Below are 18664 nucleotides of genomic sequence, written 5' to 3' on the forward strand. Positions count from 1 at the left end.
AAAAATAAGTGGAAGACTATTCGAATTGTTTTTCGATATCTTCTGTTTTAATTAATTTTTCACAGTAATGGCATCTGACAACTGGCGGATGGTTGTTTATAACATTAAATTTAGGAGTTATCGGTTCATTTGCATAATTGGTTATGCATTTGGAGTTGGTACATTTGATAATTCCTGTAACTGTATCAGGCAGTATAATTTTATCTTTTTTTACTGGTTTGTAGTCTCTGATAATGTTAACACTGGCTTTAGGTGCAATTAATGCAATTTGGTCAAGTTCTTCATGGTTCAATTCTCTGTTTTCAATTTTCACTATGTCTTTTCGACCAATTTCTTTTGAAGAAACATTCATAGCTACTGTAACATTTTTAGTTTCACTGTCTGGAAGCCCTAGTATTTTAAGGATATGCAATGACTTATTTGCAGTAATATGGTCAATTACTGTACCATTTTCAATAGCTCTGATTTTTAATTCAGATTTTTTATCAACGCTCATAATTTACCCACTGTACATTTTTAAGTCTAATATGTCAATAATTACTTCAGTATCATTGATTAAAGTTTCAATATCTTTATCCTTTGTGTTTAATGTAAATGTCTCAATAACTCTGGCTCCACGAGCTTTTACTTTTTCAGCCATTCTGTCTACTGTAGCCTGTCCCCCTCTGCCAGTCATTGTTGCAAAGAGGTATAGGTCTTTTCCTCTTAAATTGCATCTGTCAATTAATGTTATAATTGCAGGTGTTGGTTTTCCTGCCCAAGTTGGAGTTCCGATGTAGATTGAATTATATTCTGTTAAATCCACTTCAGAAGGAGCTATTTCAGTTTTTGTTTCTTTAATTGAGTCAATACAGGAAGTTAGTTTATTTTTAAATCCACTTCTATTTTTCAAATCAGTAACTTCAAGTATATCAGTTCTTAACTCTTTTGCAAGTGTTCTAGCTACAACTTCTGTACTTCCATGTTGGGAATAATAAATTATCAAAGTTTTCATATTATCTCCCTCTCTTTGATTTTATTTGTTTGTTTTAGGGTGTTATATATTTTATGGATTAAGCCCAAAATATTTTAATCCTGCTGTTTCATCTAATCCAAGCATTATGTTCATATTTTGTATAGCCTGACCTGATGCACCTCTAACAAGATTGTCGATACAGGAAAGCATTACAACTCTTCCAGTATCATCAATTTCAAATCCTCCAATATGAACAAAATTGGATCCTCTAACAGAACTTAAATGGGGAATTTCTCCCTCATCCATTAATTTAATGAAGTATTCTTTACCGTATGTTTTTTCATAGAATTTTCTTAATTCATCAGGAGTAATGTCTGAATGCTCTTCTTTTAAGAAACTGTGGCTTGTTGTTTGGATTCCTCGAATCACCGGAACTAAATGTGGGGTAAATGAAACTTTAACATCTTCAAACCCATGTAATTCCTGCTGAATTTCAGAAACATGTCTGTGTGAAGAAATTTTGTAGGGATTGACATTATCTGCAATATTTGGGTAATGTGTGGTACTTGAAGGATTTACTCCTGCTCCGCTAACTCCGGTTTTTGAATCAATGACTATTCTGTCAACCAAATCATTATCTACTAAAGGGTAAGAGGATAATATTGCTCCTGTTGGGAAACATCCAGGATTTCCTACCAAATCAGCTTTTTTAATTTCATCTCTGTAAATTTCCGGAAGGCCATAAACACCTTTAATGTCACTGGTATGTTCCAATCCGTACCATTTTTCATAAACTTTGGTGTCACGGTATCTGTAATCTCCGCTTAAGTCAATAACTTTAACTCCGGTTTCAAGCAAGTCCGGAACTATTTTCATTGATGCTCCGTGAGGGGTGGCTGTAAATATTATATCTGCATCCAATTCACCTGGCTGTTTATTTTTGAAAACTAATCCGGAATCTCTTATGTGCGGGTGTATTTTATGTGCAGGTGTTCCATCATATTTTCTTGAAGTAATATCATTTACTTCTACTTCGCTATGATTTAATAACATTCTAAGAAGTTCTCCACCAGTATATCCGCTTGCTCCTACTATTGCTACATTATACATATTTATCTACCTCATTAATCACAATTATCGTTTATTTTTCCTTTGAAATCCATTTTTTTTATTTTTTTAATAATTTTACAGCTGCTGTCTAATTCTGCATTGTGGTATGCTTTCACACGTTCCACTTTAGCTTTTAATCCTCTTTTGTTAATAGCTTTTTGTAATTTAGTAATGTCGTGTCTTTGATCAGCACCAATAGCTATTATGTCAGGATTAATTTCTTCTACAATTTTAAGGAAGTCTCCATTTTCATTACCTAGATAGGCTTCATCTACTCCTTTTATCATCTTTATTAACTCTAAACGTTGTTGTTCTCCAACTATAGGGTATCTTTTTCTTTTTTCAACAGTTGAATCACGAGCAATTACTACATAAAGTTTAGCGTCTTCGCCTCCAAGTTTTTTAGCTTCGTTAAGGTAAATTCCATGTCCAGGATGTAATAAATCGAATGTACCTGTTGCCATTACTTTTTTCATAATTTCACTACCTGTTTTGGTATTTTAAAGCTTCTTTTAAATCGATTTTATCTTTGTAAAGTGCAGAACCAATTACAATACCTTCAACACCACTTTCATTTAATTGTTTAACATCGGAAATGCTGGTTATTCCTCCGGAATAAACAATCGGCAAGTCAACAGAGTTTTTAAGCTTAATAACCGGCTCAGTATAAAATCCTCCTAATAAACCTTCAACATCAACATTGGTAAAAAGAATACTTCCTGCTCCATGTTCTTTAAATTCATTTGAAAGTTCTGCTGGACTTTTATCAATCTTTTCCTGCCATCCTTTAATTACAACTCTGTTGTCTTTACTGTCAAGTGAAATCATTATTCGCTCTGATCCGTATTCATCTGACAGCTGGGTTATGGTTTCAGGATGTTCAATTCCCATGGTTCCGATAATTAATCTTTCTATGTCTAAATCGAGAAGTCTTTTGGCATAATCAATGCTTCTTATACCTCCGCCTAATTGTATAGGTACACTAACTTCCTTTAATATTTTTTTAATTACATCGAGGCTGGTTTTCCCATCAATTGTTCCGTCCAAATCAATAATATGTAAATTTTTAGCTCCCAAATCTTCCCAGTGTTTTGCAACATTTTCAGGATTTTCAATAGCTATCATTTCACTTCCAGGCTGTCCCTGGACTAGCTGTACACATTTGCCATTTTTAATATCAACTGCCGGCATTATTAACATTTCATCTTTTTTAAATGACATTTATAACTCCATTACTAAATTTTTTGGTTTATAATATTTTTATAATTAATATGGTTTAATAGTTACTGTTAAATGCAAATCTTTTTTGGAAAAAATATATATAATATTGCCAATAATAAATTTAGGTATGACTAAATATTTATATAATATTTTTATATAATATTTTAATTAATATTATTATTAAGTGATTTAATATGAGTGATATTGTAAAATTTGAAAATGTGGTCAAGGAGTATAAATCCGGAGAGCATATTTTAACAGCTATTGATCATATCGATTTTACTATTGAAGAAGGTGAATTTGTTGTTATTTTAGGTCCTTCAGGAGCTGGAAAATCAACTCTTTTAAACCTTTTAGGAGGTTTAGACACTGTCACCAGTGGTAAAATTATTGTAGATGGAAACAATATTGAAAGCTTCAATGATAATCAGCTAACTAAGTACCGAGCTAAAAACGTTGGTTTCATATTTCAATTTTATAACTTAATTCCCAATCTGACCGCTCTTGAAAATGTTGAACTTATGAAGGATATTGTAGATGTTGATATTAATGGAATGAAAGTTCTGGCATCTGTCGGATTGGACAGGCATGCTAATCAGTTTCCTTCACAGTTGTCAGGTGGAGAACAACAAAGAGTTTCAATAGCTAGGGCTGTTGCTAAAAAACCGTCTATGCTTTTATGTGATGAACCAACAGGTGCACTGGATTCTAAAACAGGTGTTTCTATTTTATCCTTGCTTCAAAATATGAGTGTTAATGATAATACAACAGTAATTATTGTTACACATAATGCAATCCTTGCTGAAGCTGCTGATAAAGTTATGAGAATTAAAAACGGTCAGATTGAAAGTATAACTATTAATGAGAATCCTAAAAAGATAACTGATTTAGAATGGTGAGTTTATGTTAGCTAAAAAGATGTTTAGAGACATTATGAATCATAAAACTCAATTCATTTCAATCTTTTTAATGGCTTTTTTAGGAGTATTTGTATTTGCAGGAATTGGTGGGGAATACACAGGATTTGAAGAAAGTGCTAATAATTTTTATGATGCTACTAATTTAGCTGACGGGTGGATTTATAGTGCTCATTTAGATGATAATACTGTAGATAAAGTTAACAATATAAGTGAAACTACATCTAGTGAAAGGCAGCTGGTTATTGATTCAGTAGCTGATTTTGATAATGATCCGGATGTGACACTGCACTTTTTAGAAAAGAACGATATTTCTAAATTTTATTTAGTTGAAGGAGAAGATGTTGATATTGATGATGCAAATGGTGTATGGTTAGATAAACGTTTTGCCGATGCTAAACATTTAAGTGTCGGAGATAATATTTCATTTTCATGTCATGGTATGACTCTTGAAAAGGAAATTAAAGGTATAGGTTATTCTCCAGAGTATGTTTACACATCTTCAGAAAATTCCATACTTCCTGATTTCAATAAATCAGGATATGCATATTTATCTTACAAGGCATTTCCAACAAATATTCAGTATAATGTATTGTTAGTTGATTTTAATGGAAGCGGAGATGATTATGCTAAGGATTTGGATTCAGCTATCGGTGAAAATTACACCTCTTTTGTAAAACAGGAAAACCATCCAAGTGTCTCTCAGTTTAATGAAGAAATGGATCAGCATAAGATGATGGGAGATATTTTCCCTGTAATGTTTATATTAATAGCTGTTCTAACTCTTTTAACCACAATGACAAGAATAATTAATCACCAAAGAACTCAAATCGGAGTTTTAAAGGCATTAGGGTTTAAAGATAGAACAATCATGTTGCATTACATTTCTTACGGTTTCTGGCTGGTTCTTGCAGGAAGTATAGCCGGGCTGATAATCGGACCGATGACGATTCCATGGCTGTTTTTAGGTTCTATGAGTACATTTTATACTTTACCTGAATGGCACTTTGGATATAGTATTAGCTTTGTAGTTGTTGCAGCTGTCATGGTTTTAGTTTCATTGATTGCATCATATTGGGCAACAAGATCCATTTCAAAAGAAAATCCTGCTAATTCGATTAGACCAAAATCTCCAAAGGTTTCAGTTTCCGGATTTTTAGAAAGATCAAAAATATGGAAAAAATTCGGTTTCAATTCCCGTTGGAACTATAGAGATGCAAAAAGAAATAAAACAAGAGCATTAATGACAATTGTAGGTGTTGCAGGATGTACTGCATTGCTTATATCTGCATTTGGAATGAATGATGGGATGAATGATTTAAGAGACTGGGAATATGAAGACATTAATCATTTTTCATCTAAATTAATAATTGGTAATGAAACTTCTGTTACTCAGGTAGACAACATTGCTGATGAAGTCAATGGTGAAAAATTAATGGAAGGGGGAATTGAACTTGAGGCCAACGGCGTTAAAAAATCAGGAACGCTGCTGGTTTTAAATGAGTCAAATCTGGTAACTCCTACTGGTGATGATAGACAGCCAATAAGTATTCCTGAAGATGGTGTTTCAATTTCTGTTAAAATGGCTCAATTACTTGATGTGGAAAAAGGAGATACAATTAAATGGCACATTGCCGGAAGTGATAAATGGGTAACAACTAAGATAGCTTCTGTTCATGCAGACCCAATATCCCAAGGTTTAGTTATGACTCCGAATTATTTGGAGGATTTGGGATTAAATTATACACCAACAAGTATTGTAACTCATGAAAATGTTACTAAGGAATATGATGGTATTAATGCGGTAAACAGTATGGATACATTGGTTTCTGCATGGGATGATATGACTCAGTCTATGATGATGATGGTATCTATTTTAATATTCTTTGCAGCAGTATTGGCTGTTGTAGTGCTGTATAACCTGGGTTTGTTATCATTTACAGAAATTGAAAGGGAAATAGCTACTTTAAAAGTTATCGGATTTAAAACAGCTAATTTAAGAAAGCTGCTGTTAACTCAGAATTTATGGTTTACAGCTGTCGGATTCATATTTGGTGTTCCTTTAGGTTATTACTTGATGAAACTGATGATGGATTCTGCAGGAGCATCATTTTACTATCCAATAAGATTAACTGTCGGAAATATTCTAATAAGTTTTGCAATAACATTTTCTTTATCTATATTAGTTAATTTAATGTTTTCAGGTAAAATCAGAAAACTGAACATGGTTGAAGCTCTAAAAGATGTTGAATAAAGGGATATTTCCCTTTTTTTATTCTTTAGAGTCTTTTACACTAAATTTTATTTTCCTATTTATTTGTACTTAAATAGCTTATTAATTATTTTTTATTTTAATTATTGATTCTATAGAAATCTATTTTATGAAATCATCAGATTAAAAGTTAAGTAAGTGATTAAACTTCATTTACTTACTTTTTTTTATTTTTCGAGCCGAAAAGTCAATGTTGCGGCTGTCCTTTAAAAGAAATATATTTTAATTAATTATACAATAATATAATAATCATGAAAAGAACAGCTTTAAAAATTGGCTATATAGGATCTAATTTTCATGGTTTTCAAAGACAACCTGATTTAAGAACTGTTGAAGAAGAGCTGATTTACCATTTACGTAAACTTGATTATATTGATGATTTAAAAAAGTCCAGATTCAGAATAGCTGGAAGAACAGATGCAGGAGTTCACAGTTTAGGTAATGTAATCAGTTTCCAGTCTGAAAATGAAGTTAGGGTTAATGAAATCAACAATAGCTTACCTGATGATATTCAGATATTGGCTAAAGCTCCGGTTCGCTTTGGTTTCAAACCGAGATATGCTGAAATGAGGCAATATCGTTATATATTGTTTAGGCAGGATTTGGATTTAGATAAATTAAATGAAGTAGCTGAAATTTTTAAGGGAACTCATAATTTCACTAATTTTACTAAAAGATTTCAAAAAACAACAACCAGAACTATTGAAGATATTAAAATCAGCAATGGAATTCTTAATGACTATCATAAAAAGGAATTTCCAAATTTACATGATACAATTTCTCCAGTTTTTGTAGATATTTATGGAGAGAGCTTTTTGTGGAATATGGTTCGTAAAATGATGAGGGTTTTTGTAGATGCAGCTATTGGAAAAATGTCTTTAGAAAAAGTTGAAGAATTGTTAAATCCTGGTGAAAATGACCCTAGAGCCAATATTAAAGTTTTGGATCCGGATTATCTGATTTTAATGGATATTAAATATGATGGGGTTAAATTTGTTTATGATGATTATGCCTGTGAACGCTTTAAAAGAAATTTAGTTGATTCATTAGGCGATTTGCAAAGAAAATATGCTATAAGGGAATCCCTGATAAAAAGTTTGGATGATCTGAACGGATAAACTAAAAAACAGGTAATTTTTATTGTTACTTGAGTTTATTATGAAAAAATTCTGCATTAAAAATAAGTTTTGATAAAAAAGAAGAATTCGGGAAATAAGATGTCCCAAATTCTATTTTTCCATTTCAAATGAAAATCTGTATTCTTGGTTTACAAGAACCATGTCTTTGATTTTAGCATTCAAAATCCCTGAAATTTTGTATAAATCTTCCATGGTAACTAAATTACCTTCATTTATACTTAAAAAGAAGGTTACAATATCATCTGTAATAAGATAATTTAAATTGTAGTCTTCGTCTTTGTGATATTTTTTTAATATATCATATATTTTTTCTTCAATTTCTTTATCAAGGTCGGTCATAATAATCACCCCAATGTGTATTAGTAGAAGTTTATACTATTTAAATAACCAACATTTATTATTCATGATTAACTAATTTTATATAGGTCGATAAAATGAAAATAGCTATTATACTCGGAACCAGGCCGGAAATTATTAAAATGGCTCCAATTATTGATGAAATTGAAAAGCGAGGTATAACTTCCTGTCTTATTCATACTGGCCAACATTATGATAAAGAAATGTCGGATAATTTCTTTAAAGACTTGGAAATCAAATCTCCAGATTATAATATTCACGTTGGTTCTGGTTCCCATGGAAAACAAACTGGTTTGATGATGCAGGGTATCGAAGAAGTTTTGCTTGATGAAAAACCGGATATAGTTCTTGTTCAGGGAGATACAAATGCAGTTCTTGCAGGAGCACTGGTGGCTTCTAAATTACATATTGCTGTTGGACATGTTGAAGCGGGACTCAGATCATTTGATATTACGATGCCTGAAGAATTAAATAGGATGGCTGCAGATGCCTGTTCTTTGATGTATTTTATTCCGACTGAAGAATCTGCAATTAACCTTTTGGCTGAAGGAATTTCAAGAAAAAAACTTTTTATTACAGGAAATACTGTAGTTGATGCCTGTTTCAGGCATTTGGAAATAGCAAACAAAGCGGGAATTCAGGAAGAGTCTTTAGCTAACTTGGACATTGAAAATATGGATAATATTTTAACTTTGACTATGCATAGGGCAGAAAATGTTGATGATAAGGAAAGGTTAATAAATATTATTTCCGCTTTAAAAGAACTGAAAGACATGAATATTATTTTTCCGATTCATCCAAGAACTAAAAAGACTTTGGAGAACTTTAATTTATTTGATGAATTAAATGAATTGGACAATGTCCATATTATTAAACCGTTGGGATATTTGGACTTTTTAATTTTAACTTCACATTCTACTTTAATTTTAACAGATTCCGGAGGTCTTCAGGAAGAAGCAATTACTTTGGATGTTCCTGTTTTAACTTTAAGGTATAATACTGAAAGGCCTGAAACAGTCAGTGCAGGGGGAAATATTTTGGTGGGAGCTAATAAAAATAATATTTTAGAAAACGCTGAAAAGATTCTCAATGATGAAGAATTTGCAAATAAAATGAAAAATGCTAAAAATCCTTATGGAAAAGGGGATGCAGCTATTAAAACTATTGATGCAATCGAAGAAGCATATAATAATTGTTTATTGGATATTAAAGCCCCTGAAAATATAATGTCATCATTTGACCGTAAAATGATAAAAATTAATGAAGATGTTTCTGTTAAGGAATTTGAAGAAAATGAAAATGCATTAGTGCATATGGTTTTTGATGGTGAAAAAATGATTTTCCCATTGAACAATTTAAATTTAAAAGGTATGATGATTACTTATGATGTCTATCAATGATGATTCAATTTTACTGTTCGAATATTTTACAGCTTCCGGTGAAAAAGATAAATGTATTATTTCAGAAGCGGAAGCTTTAATATTTTCACTTTTGGATGATTTAAAAGATTATGATGTAACAGTTGTTCTTAATGAATCTTACAAGGAGATTATGGGGGATTATGACAACGTTACACCAATATTTATTAATGAAGATATAATTTCCTGGCTTGAAAAAAATGCAGCTAGTTTTAAAAAAGCTATTTTCATAGCTGCAGAAAATAATAATAGCCTATACAATATTACAAAAATTTTAGAAGAGAATAATGTAAAAATTTATAATTCATCTTCTGAAGCATGTTACAATTCCTCTGACAAATTTGTTTCTTATGAATTGTTATACAATATTGTTCCACAGCCTAGAACTTTTAAATTAAAAATAGACAAAGTGGGATATTGGAAAAGAGCATTGGAAAACCTTTATAAAAAATGGCATGCTGAAAAACCATTGGATGATTTAAAACTTATAATCAAACCTCTTGTTGGTGTGGATTGTGAAAATATTAAAATAATAAACGGCATTGATGATTTGGATTATAGTTTGGAAAAAATATTTCTTCCAGGTTCCAGAGTAATAGTTCAGGAATTTATCGAAGGAACTGATATTAGTGTTAGTTTGCTTTGTGACGGCAGTACAGCTATTCCAATAAGTTTAAATAAACAGATTATAGATTTAACTGCTGATAAGGGAACTTATTTAGGGGGACAAATCCCATTTGAAAGCAAATTTAAAGATTTGGCTTTTAAAACAGCCATTAAAGCAGTTGAATCAATTGATGGTTTAAAAGGATTTGTTGGTGTGGATTTGGTAATCAGTAATGATGAAAAAGACATCGAGGATGTTTATGTTCTTGAAATTAATTCCAGATTCACCACTCCTTACGCAGGTCTTAAAAAAATAGCTAATATTAATATTGGTTCATCTATCATTGATTTGATTGATAAAAATGTAGATATTAAAGATTTAAATGAAAAAATAGATTTAAATGGAAAAATTGAATTTAAAAAATCAGGGGATAATTTAGTAATTAGGAGTATTTAAGAATGAAAGTAGCAGGTTTTGATATTGGCGGTGCAAACACTGACTTGGCAGTTGTTGATTTTGAAAATAATGAAGTAAAAAATATTGAAGTGGATTTTGCTTATCTTCCGATGTGGAGCAATAATGAAGCATTACCTAAAGTTTTAACTGAATTGATTGAAAATATTTGTCCGATTGATGAAATTGATGCTGTAGGAATATCTATGACTGCAGAATTGGTGGATGCATATGATACAAAAAAAGACGGAGTTTTAGATGTTGTTAAAAAATGTGAGGAAACTTTTGAGTGTCCGACAGCTTATGTTGGAATTGATGGGATGTTATCAAAAGAAGAAATTGAAAAAACTCCTTTAAAGGCAGCAGCTGCTAACTGGATAGCTACTGCCCAAATAGCTACATTAATAAGTGATAATTGTATTTTCATAGATACTGGAAGTACAACAACTGATATTATTCCAATTAAAGACGGAAAAGAATGTGCAATTGGAAGATCCGATTTTGAAAGACTGGCTACCGGCGAACTGGTATATACAGGAACATTAAGAACCAATTTGGCCAGCTTCTTGGATAAGGTTCAGTTACATGGAAAAGAATACAGGGTAGCTTCCGAGCTATTTGCACAAACTGCAGATGTTTACACTGTTTTGGATTTAATAACTTTGGATGATTATGTTTGTGATACTTTTGATGGTGAAAACAAATCTAAAAAAAGTTGCATGAAAAGAATAGCCAGAGTATTGTGTGCTGATTTGGATTCATTAAGTGAAGAGGATGTTGTTGAATTAGCCAAATTCACCCATCAAAAGCAGGTTGAACAAATTGCAGATGCTTTAAAACAGGTATCTGAAACTCAAAATTTGGATTTGATTGTAACTACTGGTCTTGGAAAAGATATTTTAGATAAAAAAGCTGCAGAATTCTTAGGTCTTGAAGTTAAATCTATGGATACCATTTTAACTGATGAAGAATGTGTTGTTGCACCGGCAGTTGGTACTGCAGTGATGATGAACAGATTTTTAAATTAAAAAAAGTTTAAATGTGTGGTTTAATACCATACATCTTTTATTCCTATTAAGTAAGCTCCGGTATTGGCCACTAAATGTATAATCAATGTTAATACAATAGCTATTGCAACAAATGTTATGGAAAAGCTCACCATTACTGAACTGAATATTAAAGCAACAATAAGAAAATCAATCTGGTCTAAAATTGGGGCAGGTTTTCCCTGTCCAATTCCCACTCTTCTTTTTAAAAAACTTCCTACTGCATCCCCAACCATTGCACCGAATCCAAGTAAAAATCCTACTATTATTCCTTCTACTAAATTTGTACAGATTGGAGTATAAATAAATTCTCCGAAGTTTTCAAGTATCATTGGCCCAAGCAATCCCTGAATTGCTCCTATAAGGGTTCCCATAATTGTTCCGCCGATTAATCCTTTCCATGTAACTCCGTTACCTATCCATCGGTTGCCATTTTTGTCTGTTTTTTTGAAATCTAAAGGAAGACCTCCTCCAAAGACTAATGCAGAACCGTTTGATACATAAGCAGGTAATATAAAGTATAGGATAGTAATACAAGCCATTATAAAAATTTGGGTATTATCAACCATGTATGTTCCTCATTTTTTTATTAAGTTTTATCTTTGTATGTGTTATCTTTTATATTTAATGTTAAAACATTAATTAACTTTAAATATTAAATTGAGTTAATATATTTATATTATGTAATGAATGGTTAATAGTTTATTAATTATTAGCAAAGGGTGATTTTGTGAGAATAAAAATGACAAAAAGTTTGTGTCCAATTTGTTTCAAACCACTTGATGCAGAGGTTTTTGATGAAGACGGTAAAATCTTGATTAAAAAAACCTGTGATGAACATGGTGAGTTTGTAAATACATATTGGAGTGATGATAAGCTTTATAATAGGGTTAAACAATTTGAACCTACAATAACTTCAGTTGAAAACCCTTCTGTAGAGAAATTCGGAGATTGTCCTAATAATTGTGGGCTTTGTGAAGACCATGAAACCTCTACTGTGTTAGGTTTAATTGATGTTACAAATAGATGTAATTTAAGATGTCCTGTTTGTTTTGCAAATGCGGCTGTTTCCGGACGTTTGTATGAACCTACACAGGATGAAATTAGGGAAATGTTAAGGAACCTGAGGAATTTAAAACCTCATCCAACTCCGGCTATCCAATATGCAGGTGGTGAACCGACTGTTAGGAAGGATTTGGTCGAACTTGTAGCTATGGCTAAAGAAGAAGGTTTTACTCATGTTCAAATAGCTACTAATGGTTTAAGATTAGCTAGAAAAGAAAATTTTGCAAAAGAATTAAAAGATGCTGGTTTAAACACAGTATACTTGGCTTTTGATGGTGTAACTCCTGAACCATATATCAATAACAGAGGTAAAAATTTACTTCCTCAAAAGATTCAGGCTATTGAAAATTGTAGAAAAGCAGGTCTTGGAGTAGTTCTTGTTCCAACATTAATTAAAGGTGTCAATGATCAGCAAATCGGTGAAATTATTAAATTTGCATTTGACCATAGGGAAAATGTTTATGGAGTCAATTTCCAGCCGGTTTCATTTGCAGGAAGAACTCCTGCAAGTCAGGTTGAAGAACAAAGGATAACTATTCCTGATTTTGTTAATGAGATTGCTAAACAAACTCATGGCGATGTAAAGGTTGATGATTTTTATCCTCCATCTTCTGTAGAACCTGTTGCACGTTTTATCGGTGCTCTTGAAGGGGAAAGCCCTGGTGTTACTTTAAACTGTAATCAGCACTGTGGAATAGCTACTTATGTGTTTATGGAAGAAACTGAAGGTAAAAATACATTAAACAATTTGATTCCTATTACTAAATTCATTGATGTTGAAGGTTTATTTGAATTATTGGACAAATATTCCGACAAACTTGAAAAAGGGGGATTTGGAATTAAGAAAAGGGTTGAAGCTAGTGCTGTGAAAAACCTTCCTAAATTGATTAATACAGATGAAGCACCTGAAGGTTTGGATATTAAGAAAATATTGTTAAATGTATTTACTAAAAGATCTTATGATGCTTTAGGAGAATTTTCAAAAGATGCTATGCTTATTTCTTGCATGCACTTTATGGATCCATTTAATTTTGATGAAGATAGGGTTAAAAAATGTATTATCCATTATGCAACTCCCGATGGTAGAATTATCCCGTTCTGTACTATGAATTCTATGTATCGTGAAAGTGTGGAAGAAGAATTCTCAACACCTTTAAAAGAAGATAAGAACTGAGGGTTTGAATACATGATTATTAAGTCACCTTCAAGACTTCATTTAACTTTAATTGATATGAATGGGTCTTATGGAAGGATAGATGGAGGTATAGGTCTTACAATTAAGGACCCTAACTTTGTCTTATACGGAGAACCAGCAGAAAAAGGAATTACTGTTGATTTCAAGGATAATACTCAGTTTAACGATGTGATTCGCAATGAATGTGTGTCTAAAATAACTTCTGCAGCACAAAAAGTAATTGACCATTTTGATATTGGCGAAGGATTTTATTTTAGAGTAGATGAAGCTTATCTTCCCCATTCTGGTTTAGGTTCTGGAACTCAAATGGGTTTATCAACCGGAAAGCTTATTGCTGAACATATTGGTGCTTATTCAAACGGATATTCTTTAGGAGAAATTATAGGACGTGGAGGAACTTCTGGAATTGGTGTGTTTTCATTTGATTTTGGAGGATTTATTGTGGATGGTGGACATAGCTTAAAATCAAAATCATCATTTTTACCATCATCTGCTTCACAAGCTAAACCGCCTCAATTATTGGCTCACTATGATTTTCCTGATGATTGGGAGATTTTACTGGTTATTCTTAATTCCAAAAATACAGTAAACGGTCAAAAAGAAGTAAACATATTTCAGGATTACTGTCCTGTTCCTAAAAATGAAGTGGAACAAACTTCTCACATTATATTTATGAATATGATTCCTTTTTTACTTGAAAGGGATTTGCCGGCATTTGGCCATTCAATAGATGAAATTCAAAAAAGAGGCTTTAAAAATGTGGAAGTTTCACTTCAGTCTCAACAAATCAGGGATTTGATGGATAAATTAAGGGAAATTGGAGCTTATGGTGTAGGTATGAGCTCTTTTGGACCTACAGTTTATTCAGTATTTGATAAAAATAATAAACACATAGTTGAAGAGATTAAAGAGTATGTTGGAGACAGAGGCATAGTTCTTACAACTAAAGCACAAAATTATGGTCATGAAATCCAAAAATAAGTGATATGTATGGATATAATTAAAGGAAAAACATGGACTTTTGGTGAGAATATTGATACGGATGTTATTATTCCAGGAAGATATTTGAGAACCTTTAATCCTCAAGATTTGGCTGATCATGTACTTGAAGGAGAACGTCCAGATTTTACAAAGAATGTTAAAAAAGGAGACATAATAGTAGCTGATGAAAATTTTGGTTGCGGTTCATCAAGAGAGCAGGCTCCAGTAGCTATTAAAACTGCAGGTGTGGATGCTATTGTGGCTAAATCTTTCGCCAGAATTTTTTACAGAAATGCAATTAATATTGGATTGCCAGTAATTGTTTGTGATATTCAGGCAAAAGACGGAGATATTATAAACATTGATTTGTCAAAAGGAATATTAACTAATGAAACTACTGGTGAATCAGTTACTTTTGAACCTTTTAAAGAGTTTATGTTGGATATTTTAGAAGATGATGGTCTTGTTAATCATTATCTAAAAGAAAAACAATAATTTTTATTTTTTGGAGGCATTAATAATGGAGTGTCCAATTTGCGGTTCTGATGATTTCGATATTTTAAATTCAAAGCAGAAATCATCTAAAAAGAAGATTACGGAAGAATATTTATTAAAATGTGTGGATTGCGGATATGTTTTTAAAAATGTTGTTTCATCTAAAAAACCTCAATTGTATAGGGTTATCATTTCAAAACAGGGAGAATCTATAAAAACATTCATTGAATTATCACCTAATGATGAATTAGCTGTTGGAGATAGTTTACTTACTGATGAAGGGCATGTTGAAATAACAAGTATTGAAATTAAAAATAAACGTGTTAAAAAAGCTTTAGTTGAGGATATTGTTACAATATGGGCTAATTCAGTTGAGATTCCTGCACGTATTGGATTTTCTGTTGATTTACATGGGGAAGTTGATTCCTATAAATTGGATTTAGATAGGGATTTCCAAATATCTACAGAAGATATTGTTAAAATTGACAAGCATATCGTTAGAATTCATGTTATTAAAACACAGGAACGTAAAATTACCTCTGGATTTGCCAGAGCTGAAGTAATTAAAAGAGTTTATGGAAAACCTGTTAAATTCAATAATTTTGATTATGATTTAACTAAGTATATTGTTAAGAAAACATTAAGTGAGTAAGTTTCATGAAAGTATATATTGACACATATGGCTGTACATTTAATAAAGCAGATGCTCAGATAATGGGGGGAATTCTACAGGAAAATCAAATTGATTTGGTGGATGCTCCTGAAATAGCAGATGTTATAATTGTAAATACATGTTATGTAAAGCTGCCGACTGAAAATAAAGTAGTTTATAAAATTCAGCAATTACAAAAAAACTTTCCAGATAAAAAAATTATTGTAAGCGGATGTATGGTTGAAATTGATCCTGAAAAATTAGAAAAAGTAGCTCCGAATTGTAGCTGGATAGGACCTCATCAACTTAATAAAACAGCAGATGTAGTTAATGAAACTTATTGCGGTAATGTTATTCGTGAGTCAGGATTTTCAAAAGAAAGTAAAGTTGGTGTTCCTAAAGTTTCTGATGGTTCTTTAATTCATATAATTCAAATTGCTGAAGGCTGTTTAGGAGCATGTACTTTTTGCTGCACTCGTTTTGCAAGAGGGCCATTAAACAGTTATCCAATTAAGGACATAGTCGCTGAAGCTAAAAAAGCTATTGATGATGGTGCTGTTGAAATTCAACTTACTGCTCAGGACACTGCTGCTTTTGGACATGATAGTGGTGAAAAACTATCTGATTTAATTAAAGAAGTAGCTAATTTAAATGGCGAATTTCGAGTTCGTGTTGGAATGATGCATCCTAAAAATATTTTAAACAATGTTGATGAAATAATTGATGCTATTAAACATCCTAATGTATATAATTTCATCCATTTACCAGTACAAACAGGGAGTAACAAAGTTTTATCTGAAATGAGAAGAGGCCACACATTGGATCAGTATATTGATATAGTTTCAAAATTTAAAAGTGAAATTCCAGATTTGACTTTGGCAGTAGATATTATTGTAGGATATCCGACTGAAAGTGATGAAGATTTCCAGTTAACTGTTGATTTACTTAGAAATATAAAGCCAAGTCTGATTCATTTGTCAAAATATCAGCATAGAAAAGGTGCAATTTCATCTTCTCTTAAAGAAATTCCTCACGAAATCATGAAAAAAAGGTCTAAGGATTTGTCTAAAATCAAGACAGAAATTACTGAAGAAGAAAACAAAGAATTAGTTGGTTCTATTCAAAATGCCGTTGTTGTGGAAGTAGGTTCTAAAGGTGGATTTATAGCTAAAACAGATTCTTATATTCCAGTAATTGTTGATGATGTTAACTTAGGGGACTTTATTAAAGTTAAAATCACAGATGCAACAGCTACTTACCTTAAGGGTGATGTTGTGTCAAAATAATTTTTTATTTTTCTGTTATGGTTTATTTTTCTATCATTACTTATTTTTGTTCTTTAATTTTTAACTTTGTTTTTTAAATTTTTCAATTTAGAAAACTATATCCTATTATGTTCATGGTTATTATATAGAGAGTAAATAGCCATTATTGTCGATACATTTATATACTATATGGTACTATGTTTTAATTGGAGGTGTCATTATGAGTGAATTACCAATCGCACCAGTCGGTCGTATCTTAAAAAATGCTGGCGCACAAAGAATTAGTGATGATGCAAAAATTGCATTAGCTGAAGCATTAGAAGAAAAAGGTGACGCAATTGCACAAAAAGCTGTAAATTTCGCACGCCACGCTGGTAGAAAAACTGTAAAAGCTGAAGATATCAAATTAGCTATCAAATAGGCTTTTTAACAATTTATTAAATCTATTGGCCATTTTCTTGGTCAATTTTTTTATATTTTTATTTTTCATCGGTTTAGCTGTAACAGATAACTTTATATACTATGTTTGATAAATTAAGTAATGTTGCACAGGACCGGTGGTCTAGGGGTATGATTCCTCCTTGACATGGAGGAGATCACGAGTTCGAATCTCGTTCGGTCCATATGCCATGGTAGTTCAGTTGGGAGAACGCCAGACTGAAGATCTGGATGTCGCTGGTTCAAGTCCGGCCCATGGCATTAACTATTTTTAAAATATTATTATCTTTATTGAAAAAAGCTATTTTTTATTATTTAAATTATAAAAAAAGTGATGGGAAGATTCTAGTCGAATCTTATAGGTTTTGGAGTTACTTGTGTGTTTTCTCTTAAAGTACGGTATTTTTCTACGATTTCATAACCGCAGTTACTTCCAATTAAATCAGCTCCACCGGTTAAAAGCTGATTAGCTAATTTATAAGTATCAACACCACCATAAATTTCAATTTTAAGTTGCGGTGCATATTTTTGGATGATATTAATATCATTAACTTTTGAATAAATATTGTCTGGTGCAATAAAGCCTGTAGATGTTTTGATGAAATCTACTTTATTTTCTTCCAGTACTTTTGCAATACTTGCTTTTTCGCTGTCATCTATTGTCTGCATTTCAACAATGACTTTTAAAGTTTTGTCTCCTAAAAGTTCTCTTAATTGCTTAAGTTCTTCATGAATTAAATTATATTTGTGGTCTTTTAGGTGGTTTAAATTGATTACTGATTCAATTTCATCTGCTCCATCTTCAAGAGCTTTAGCTGCTTGTGCTATTTTGCCTTCGGCTGTTTCAAAACCTAAAGGAAATCCAACAACGGTGCTTATTTTTGTAGTGCTGTCAGCTAATTTTTCTTTAGCTAATGATACATATGTTGGACTTATTGTAATGGAATTAAAGTTTAGTTTTCCTACTTTATCTAAATATTCTTCCATTTCTTCTTCACTTATCATGTTATTTAAGTTTATACAATTGATAAGGCTTGCTAACTCTTTTGAGTTTTTTATTTTATACATTATATAACAC

General features: G+C 31.7%; 20 protein-coding genes and 2 tRNA genes. 14 read left to right on the top strand and 8 right to left on the bottom strand.

Annotated elements, in window-relative coordinates; all coding sequences use genetic code 11:
- Positions 1 to 16: 16 nt before the first annotated feature.
- From pyrI to hisA, 5 genes are read right to left on the bottom strand one after another with little or no spacing between them, the layout of a single operon-like run.
- The gene (gene pyrI, locus K4897_RS07170) at positions 17 to 496 is read right to left on the bottom strand and encodes an aspartate carbamoyltransferase regulatory subunit (RefSeq protein WP_019267830.1); all 480 of its coding nucleotides are present in this window, start codon (positions 494 to 496) and stop codon (positions 17 to 19) included.
- Positions 497 to 499: 3 nt separating this feature from the next.
- Entirely contained in the window at positions 500 to 994 is a 495-nt protein-coding gene (locus K4897_RS07175; protein WP_100815605.1) for a flavodoxin, read from the bottom strand.
- A gap of 51 nt (positions 995 to 1045) precedes the next feature.
- The gene (gene argC / locus K4897_RS07180) at positions 1046 to 2065 is read right to left on the bottom strand and encodes an N-acetyl-gamma-glutamyl-phosphate reductase (RefSeq protein WP_250415846.1); all 1020 of its coding nucleotides are present in this window, start codon (positions 2063 to 2065) and stop codon (positions 1046 to 1048) included.
- A 14-nt stretch (positions 2066 to 2079) separates the two neighbouring features.
- Positions 2080 to 2541, bottom strand: coding sequence for an adenylyltransferase/cytidyltransferase family protein (locus K4897_RS07185; protein ID WP_004033069.1), 462 nt, complete (start codon positions 2539 to 2541; stop codon positions 2080 to 2082).
- A 7-nt stretch (positions 2542 to 2548) separates the two neighbouring features.
- Complete coding sequence (gene hisA, locus K4897_RS07190) at positions 2549 to 3286, bottom strand: 1-(5-phosphoribosyl)-5-[(5-phosphoribosylamino)methylideneamino]imidazole-4-carboxamide isomerase (protein ID WP_250415847.1); 738 nt, start codon at positions 3284 to 3286, stop codon at positions 2549 to 2551.
- Positions 3287 to 3480: 194 nt separating this feature from the next.
- On the opposite strand from hisA, the gene K4897_RS07195 reads away from it, so the two are divergent.
- The 3 genes from K4897_RS07195 (at position 3481) to truA (ending at position 7593) form a co-directional block, all read left to right on the top strand.
- Positions 3481 to 4185, top strand: a complete 705-nt coding sequence (locus K4897_RS07195; protein ID WP_250415848.1) for an ABC transporter ATP-binding protein — start codon at positions 3481 to 3483, stop codon at positions 4183 to 4185.
- Between the two features lie 4 nt (positions 4186 to 4189).
- Positions 4190 to 6457, top strand: a complete 2268-nt coding sequence (locus K4897_RS07200) for an ABC transporter permease (protein ID WP_250415850.1) — start codon at positions 4190 to 4192, stop codon at positions 6455 to 6457.
- Between the two features lie 269 nt (positions 6458 to 6726).
- Positions 6727 to 7593 carry a tRNA pseudouridine(38-40) synthase TruA gene (truA, locus tag K4897_RS07205; protein ID WP_250415852.1) on the top strand — a complete coding sequence of 289 codons (867 nt, stop codon included), beginning with the start codon at positions 6727 to 6729 and terminating at the stop codon, positions 7591 to 7593.
- Positions 7594 to 7704: 111 nt separating this feature from the next.
- On the opposite strand, the gene K4897_RS07210 is transcribed toward truA, so the two are convergent.
- Positions 7705 to 7953 carry a hypothetical protein gene (locus tag K4897_RS07210; RefSeq protein ID WP_004033074.1) on the bottom strand — a complete coding sequence of 83 codons (249 nt, stop codon included), beginning with the start codon at positions 7951 to 7953 and terminating at the stop codon, positions 7705 to 7707.
- A 95-nt stretch (positions 7954 to 8048) separates the two neighbouring features.
- On the opposite strand from K4897_RS07210, the gene wecB reads away from it, so the two are divergent.
- Genes wecB through K4897_RS07225 form a run of 3 tightly spaced genes read left to right on the top strand, consistent with a single transcriptional unit; the run spans position 8049 to position 11477 of the window.
- Positions 8049 to 9371, top strand: a complete 1323-nt coding sequence (wecB, locus tag K4897_RS07215) for a non-hydrolyzing UDP-N-acetylglucosamine 2-epimerase (RefSeq protein ID WP_250415854.1) — start codon at positions 8049 to 8051, stop codon at positions 9369 to 9371.
- Complete coding sequence (locus K4897_RS07220; protein WP_250415855.1) at positions 9355 to 10452, top strand: ATP-grasp domain-containing protein; 1098 nt, start codon at positions 9355 to 9357, stop codon at positions 10450 to 10452. Before wecB ends, K4897_RS07220 begins: the two co-directional genes overlap by 17 nt.
- A 2-nt stretch (positions 10453 to 10454) precedes the next feature.
- Entirely contained in the window at positions 10455 to 11477 is a 1023-nt protein-coding gene (locus K4897_RS07225) for a hydantoinase/oxoprolinase family protein (RefSeq protein ID WP_250415857.1), read from the top strand.
- Between the two features lie 20 nt (positions 11478 to 11497).
- On the opposite strand, the gene K4897_RS07230 is transcribed toward K4897_RS07225, so the two are convergent.
- A complete protein-coding gene (locus tag K4897_RS07230) occupies positions 11498 to 12064 on the bottom strand; it encodes a CDP-2,3-bis-(O-geranylgeranyl)-sn-glycerol synthase (protein ID WP_250415858.1) in 567 nt (188 codons plus the stop codon).
- Between the two features lie 173 nt (positions 12065 to 12237).
- On the opposite strand from K4897_RS07230, the gene tes reads away from it, so the two are divergent.
- The 8 genes from tes (at position 12238) to K4897_RS07270 (ending at position 17847) form a co-directional block, all read left to right on the top strand.
- Positions 12238 to 13734 carry a tetraether lipid synthase Tes gene (gene tes / locus K4897_RS07235; protein WP_250416962.1) on the top strand — a complete coding sequence of 499 codons (1497 nt, stop codon included), beginning with the start codon at positions 12238 to 12240 and terminating at the stop codon, positions 13732 to 13734.
- Positions 13735 to 13746: 12 nt separating this feature from the next.
- Entirely contained in the window at positions 13747 to 14736 is a 990-nt protein-coding gene (locus K4897_RS07240) for a beta-ribofuranosylaminobenzene 5'-phosphate synthase (RefSeq protein ID WP_250415860.1), read from the top strand.
- A 9-nt stretch (positions 14737 to 14745) separates the two neighbouring features.
- Entirely contained in the window at positions 14746 to 15231 is a 486-nt protein-coding gene (gene hacB, locus K4897_RS07245; RefSeq protein WP_250415861.1) for a homoaconitase small subunit, read from the top strand.
- A 25-nt stretch (positions 15232 to 15256) separates the two neighbouring features.
- Positions 15257 to 15883, top strand: coding sequence for an HVO_0476 family zinc finger protein (locus tag K4897_RS07250; RefSeq protein WP_250415863.1), 627 nt, complete (start codon positions 15257 to 15259; stop codon positions 15881 to 15883).
- A gap of 5 nt (positions 15884 to 15888) precedes the next feature.
- On the top strand, positions 15889 to 17169 hold the full coding sequence (locus K4897_RS07255; RefSeq protein WP_250415865.1) for a tRNA (N(6)-L-threonylcarbamoyladenosine(37)-C(2))-methylthiotransferase: 1281 nt from the start codon (positions 15889 to 15891) through the stop codon (positions 17167 to 17169).
- Between the two features lie 199 nt (positions 17170 to 17368).
- The gene (locus K4897_RS07260) at positions 17369 to 17569 is read left to right on the top strand and encodes a histone family protein (protein ID WP_004033084.1); all 201 of its coding nucleotides are present in this window, start codon (positions 17369 to 17371) and stop codon (positions 17567 to 17569) included.
- Between the two features lie 130 nt (positions 17570 to 17699).
- A tRNA-Val gene (locus K4897_RS07265) sits at positions 17700 to 17771 on the top strand.
- Positions 17772 to 17774: 3 nt separating this feature from the next.
- Positions 17775 to 17847 (top strand) — tRNA-Phe (locus K4897_RS07270).
- An 84-nt stretch (positions 17848 to 17931) separates the two neighbouring features.
- Here K4897_RS07270 and deoC read toward each other — a convergent pair.
- Positions 17932 to 18654 carry a deoxyribose-phosphate aldolase gene (gene deoC / locus K4897_RS07275; protein WP_250415867.1) on the bottom strand — a complete coding sequence of 241 codons (723 nt, stop codon included), beginning with the start codon at positions 18652 to 18654 and terminating at the stop codon, positions 17932 to 17934.
- Positions 18655 to 18664 lie beyond the last annotated feature (10 nt).

This window comes from Methanobrevibacter sp. TLL-48-HuF1, assembly GCF_023617305.1.
GTDB lineage: Archaea > Methanobacteriota > Methanobacteria > Methanobacteriales > Methanobacteriaceae > Methanocatella > Methanocatella intestini.

Bases quoted from the DNA above. Each gene is read 5' to 3' on its own strand.
- pyrI (WP_019267830.1), bottom strand. From the start codon at position 496: ATGAGCGTTGATAAAAAATCTGAATTAAAAATCAGAGCTATTGAAAAT.
- K4897_RS07175 (WP_100815605.1), bottom strand. From the start codon at position 994: ATGAAAACTTTGATAATTTATTATTCCCAACATGGAAGTACAGAAGTT.
- argC (WP_250415846.1), bottom strand. From the start codon at position 2,065: ATGTATAATGTAGCAATAGTAGGAGCAAGCGGATATACTGGTGGAGAA.
- K4897_RS07185 (WP_004033069.1), bottom strand. From the start codon at position 2,541: ATGAAAAAAGTAATGGCAACAGGTACATTCGATTTATTACATCCTGGA.
- hisA (WP_250415847.1), bottom strand. From the start codon at position 3,286: ATGTCATTTAAAAAAGATGAAATGTTAATAATGCCGGCAGTTGATATT.
- K4897_RS07195 (WP_250415848.1), top strand. From the start codon at position 3,481: ATGAGTGATATTGTAAAATTTGAAAATGTGGTCAAGGAGTATAAATCC.
- K4897_RS07200 (WP_250415850.1), top strand. From the start codon at position 4,190: ATGTTAGCTAAAAAGATGTTTAGAGACATTATGAATCATAAAACTCAA.
- truA (WP_250415852.1), top strand. From the start codon at position 6,727: ATGAAAAGAACAGCTTTAAAAATTGGCTATATAGGATCTAATTTTCAT.
- K4897_RS07210 (WP_004033074.1), bottom strand. From the start codon at position 7,953: ATGACCGACCTTGATAAAGAAATTGAAGAAAAAATATATGATATATTA.
- wecB (WP_250415854.1), top strand. From the start codon at position 8,049: ATGAAAATAGCTATTATACTCGGAACCAGGCCGGAAATTATTAAAATG.
- K4897_RS07220 (WP_250415855.1), top strand. From the start codon at position 9,355: ATGATGTCTATCAATGATGATTCAATTTTACTGTTCGAATATTTTACA.
- K4897_RS07225 (WP_250415857.1), top strand. From the start codon at position 10,455: ATGAAAGTAGCAGGTTTTGATATTGGCGGTGCAAACACTGACTTGGCA.
- K4897_RS07230 (WP_250415858.1), bottom strand. From the start codon at position 12,064: ATGGTTGATAATACCCAAATTTTTATAATGGCTTGTATTACTATCCTA.
- tes (WP_250416962.1), top strand. From the start codon at position 12,238: ATGACAAAAAGTTTGTGTCCAATTTGTTTCAAACCACTTGATGCAGAG.
- K4897_RS07240 (WP_250415860.1), top strand. From the start codon at position 13,747: ATGATTATTAAGTCACCTTCAAGACTTCATTTAACTTTAATTGATATG.
- hacB (WP_250415861.1), top strand. From the start codon at position 14,746: ATGGATATAATTAAAGGAAAAACATGGACTTTTGGTGAGAATATTGAT.
- K4897_RS07250 (WP_250415863.1), top strand. From the start codon at position 15,257: ATGGAGTGTCCAATTTGCGGTTCTGATGATTTCGATATTTTAAATTCA.
- K4897_RS07255 (WP_250415865.1), top strand. From the start codon at position 15,889: ATGAAAGTATATATTGACACATATGGCTGTACATTTAATAAAGCAGAT.
- K4897_RS07260 (WP_004033084.1), top strand. From the start codon at position 17,369: ATGAGTGAATTACCAATCGCACCAGTCGGTCGTATCTTAAAAAATGCT.
- deoC (WP_250415867.1), bottom strand. From the start codon at position 18,654: ATGTATAAAATAAAAAACTCAAAAGAGTTAGCAAGCCTTATCAATTGT.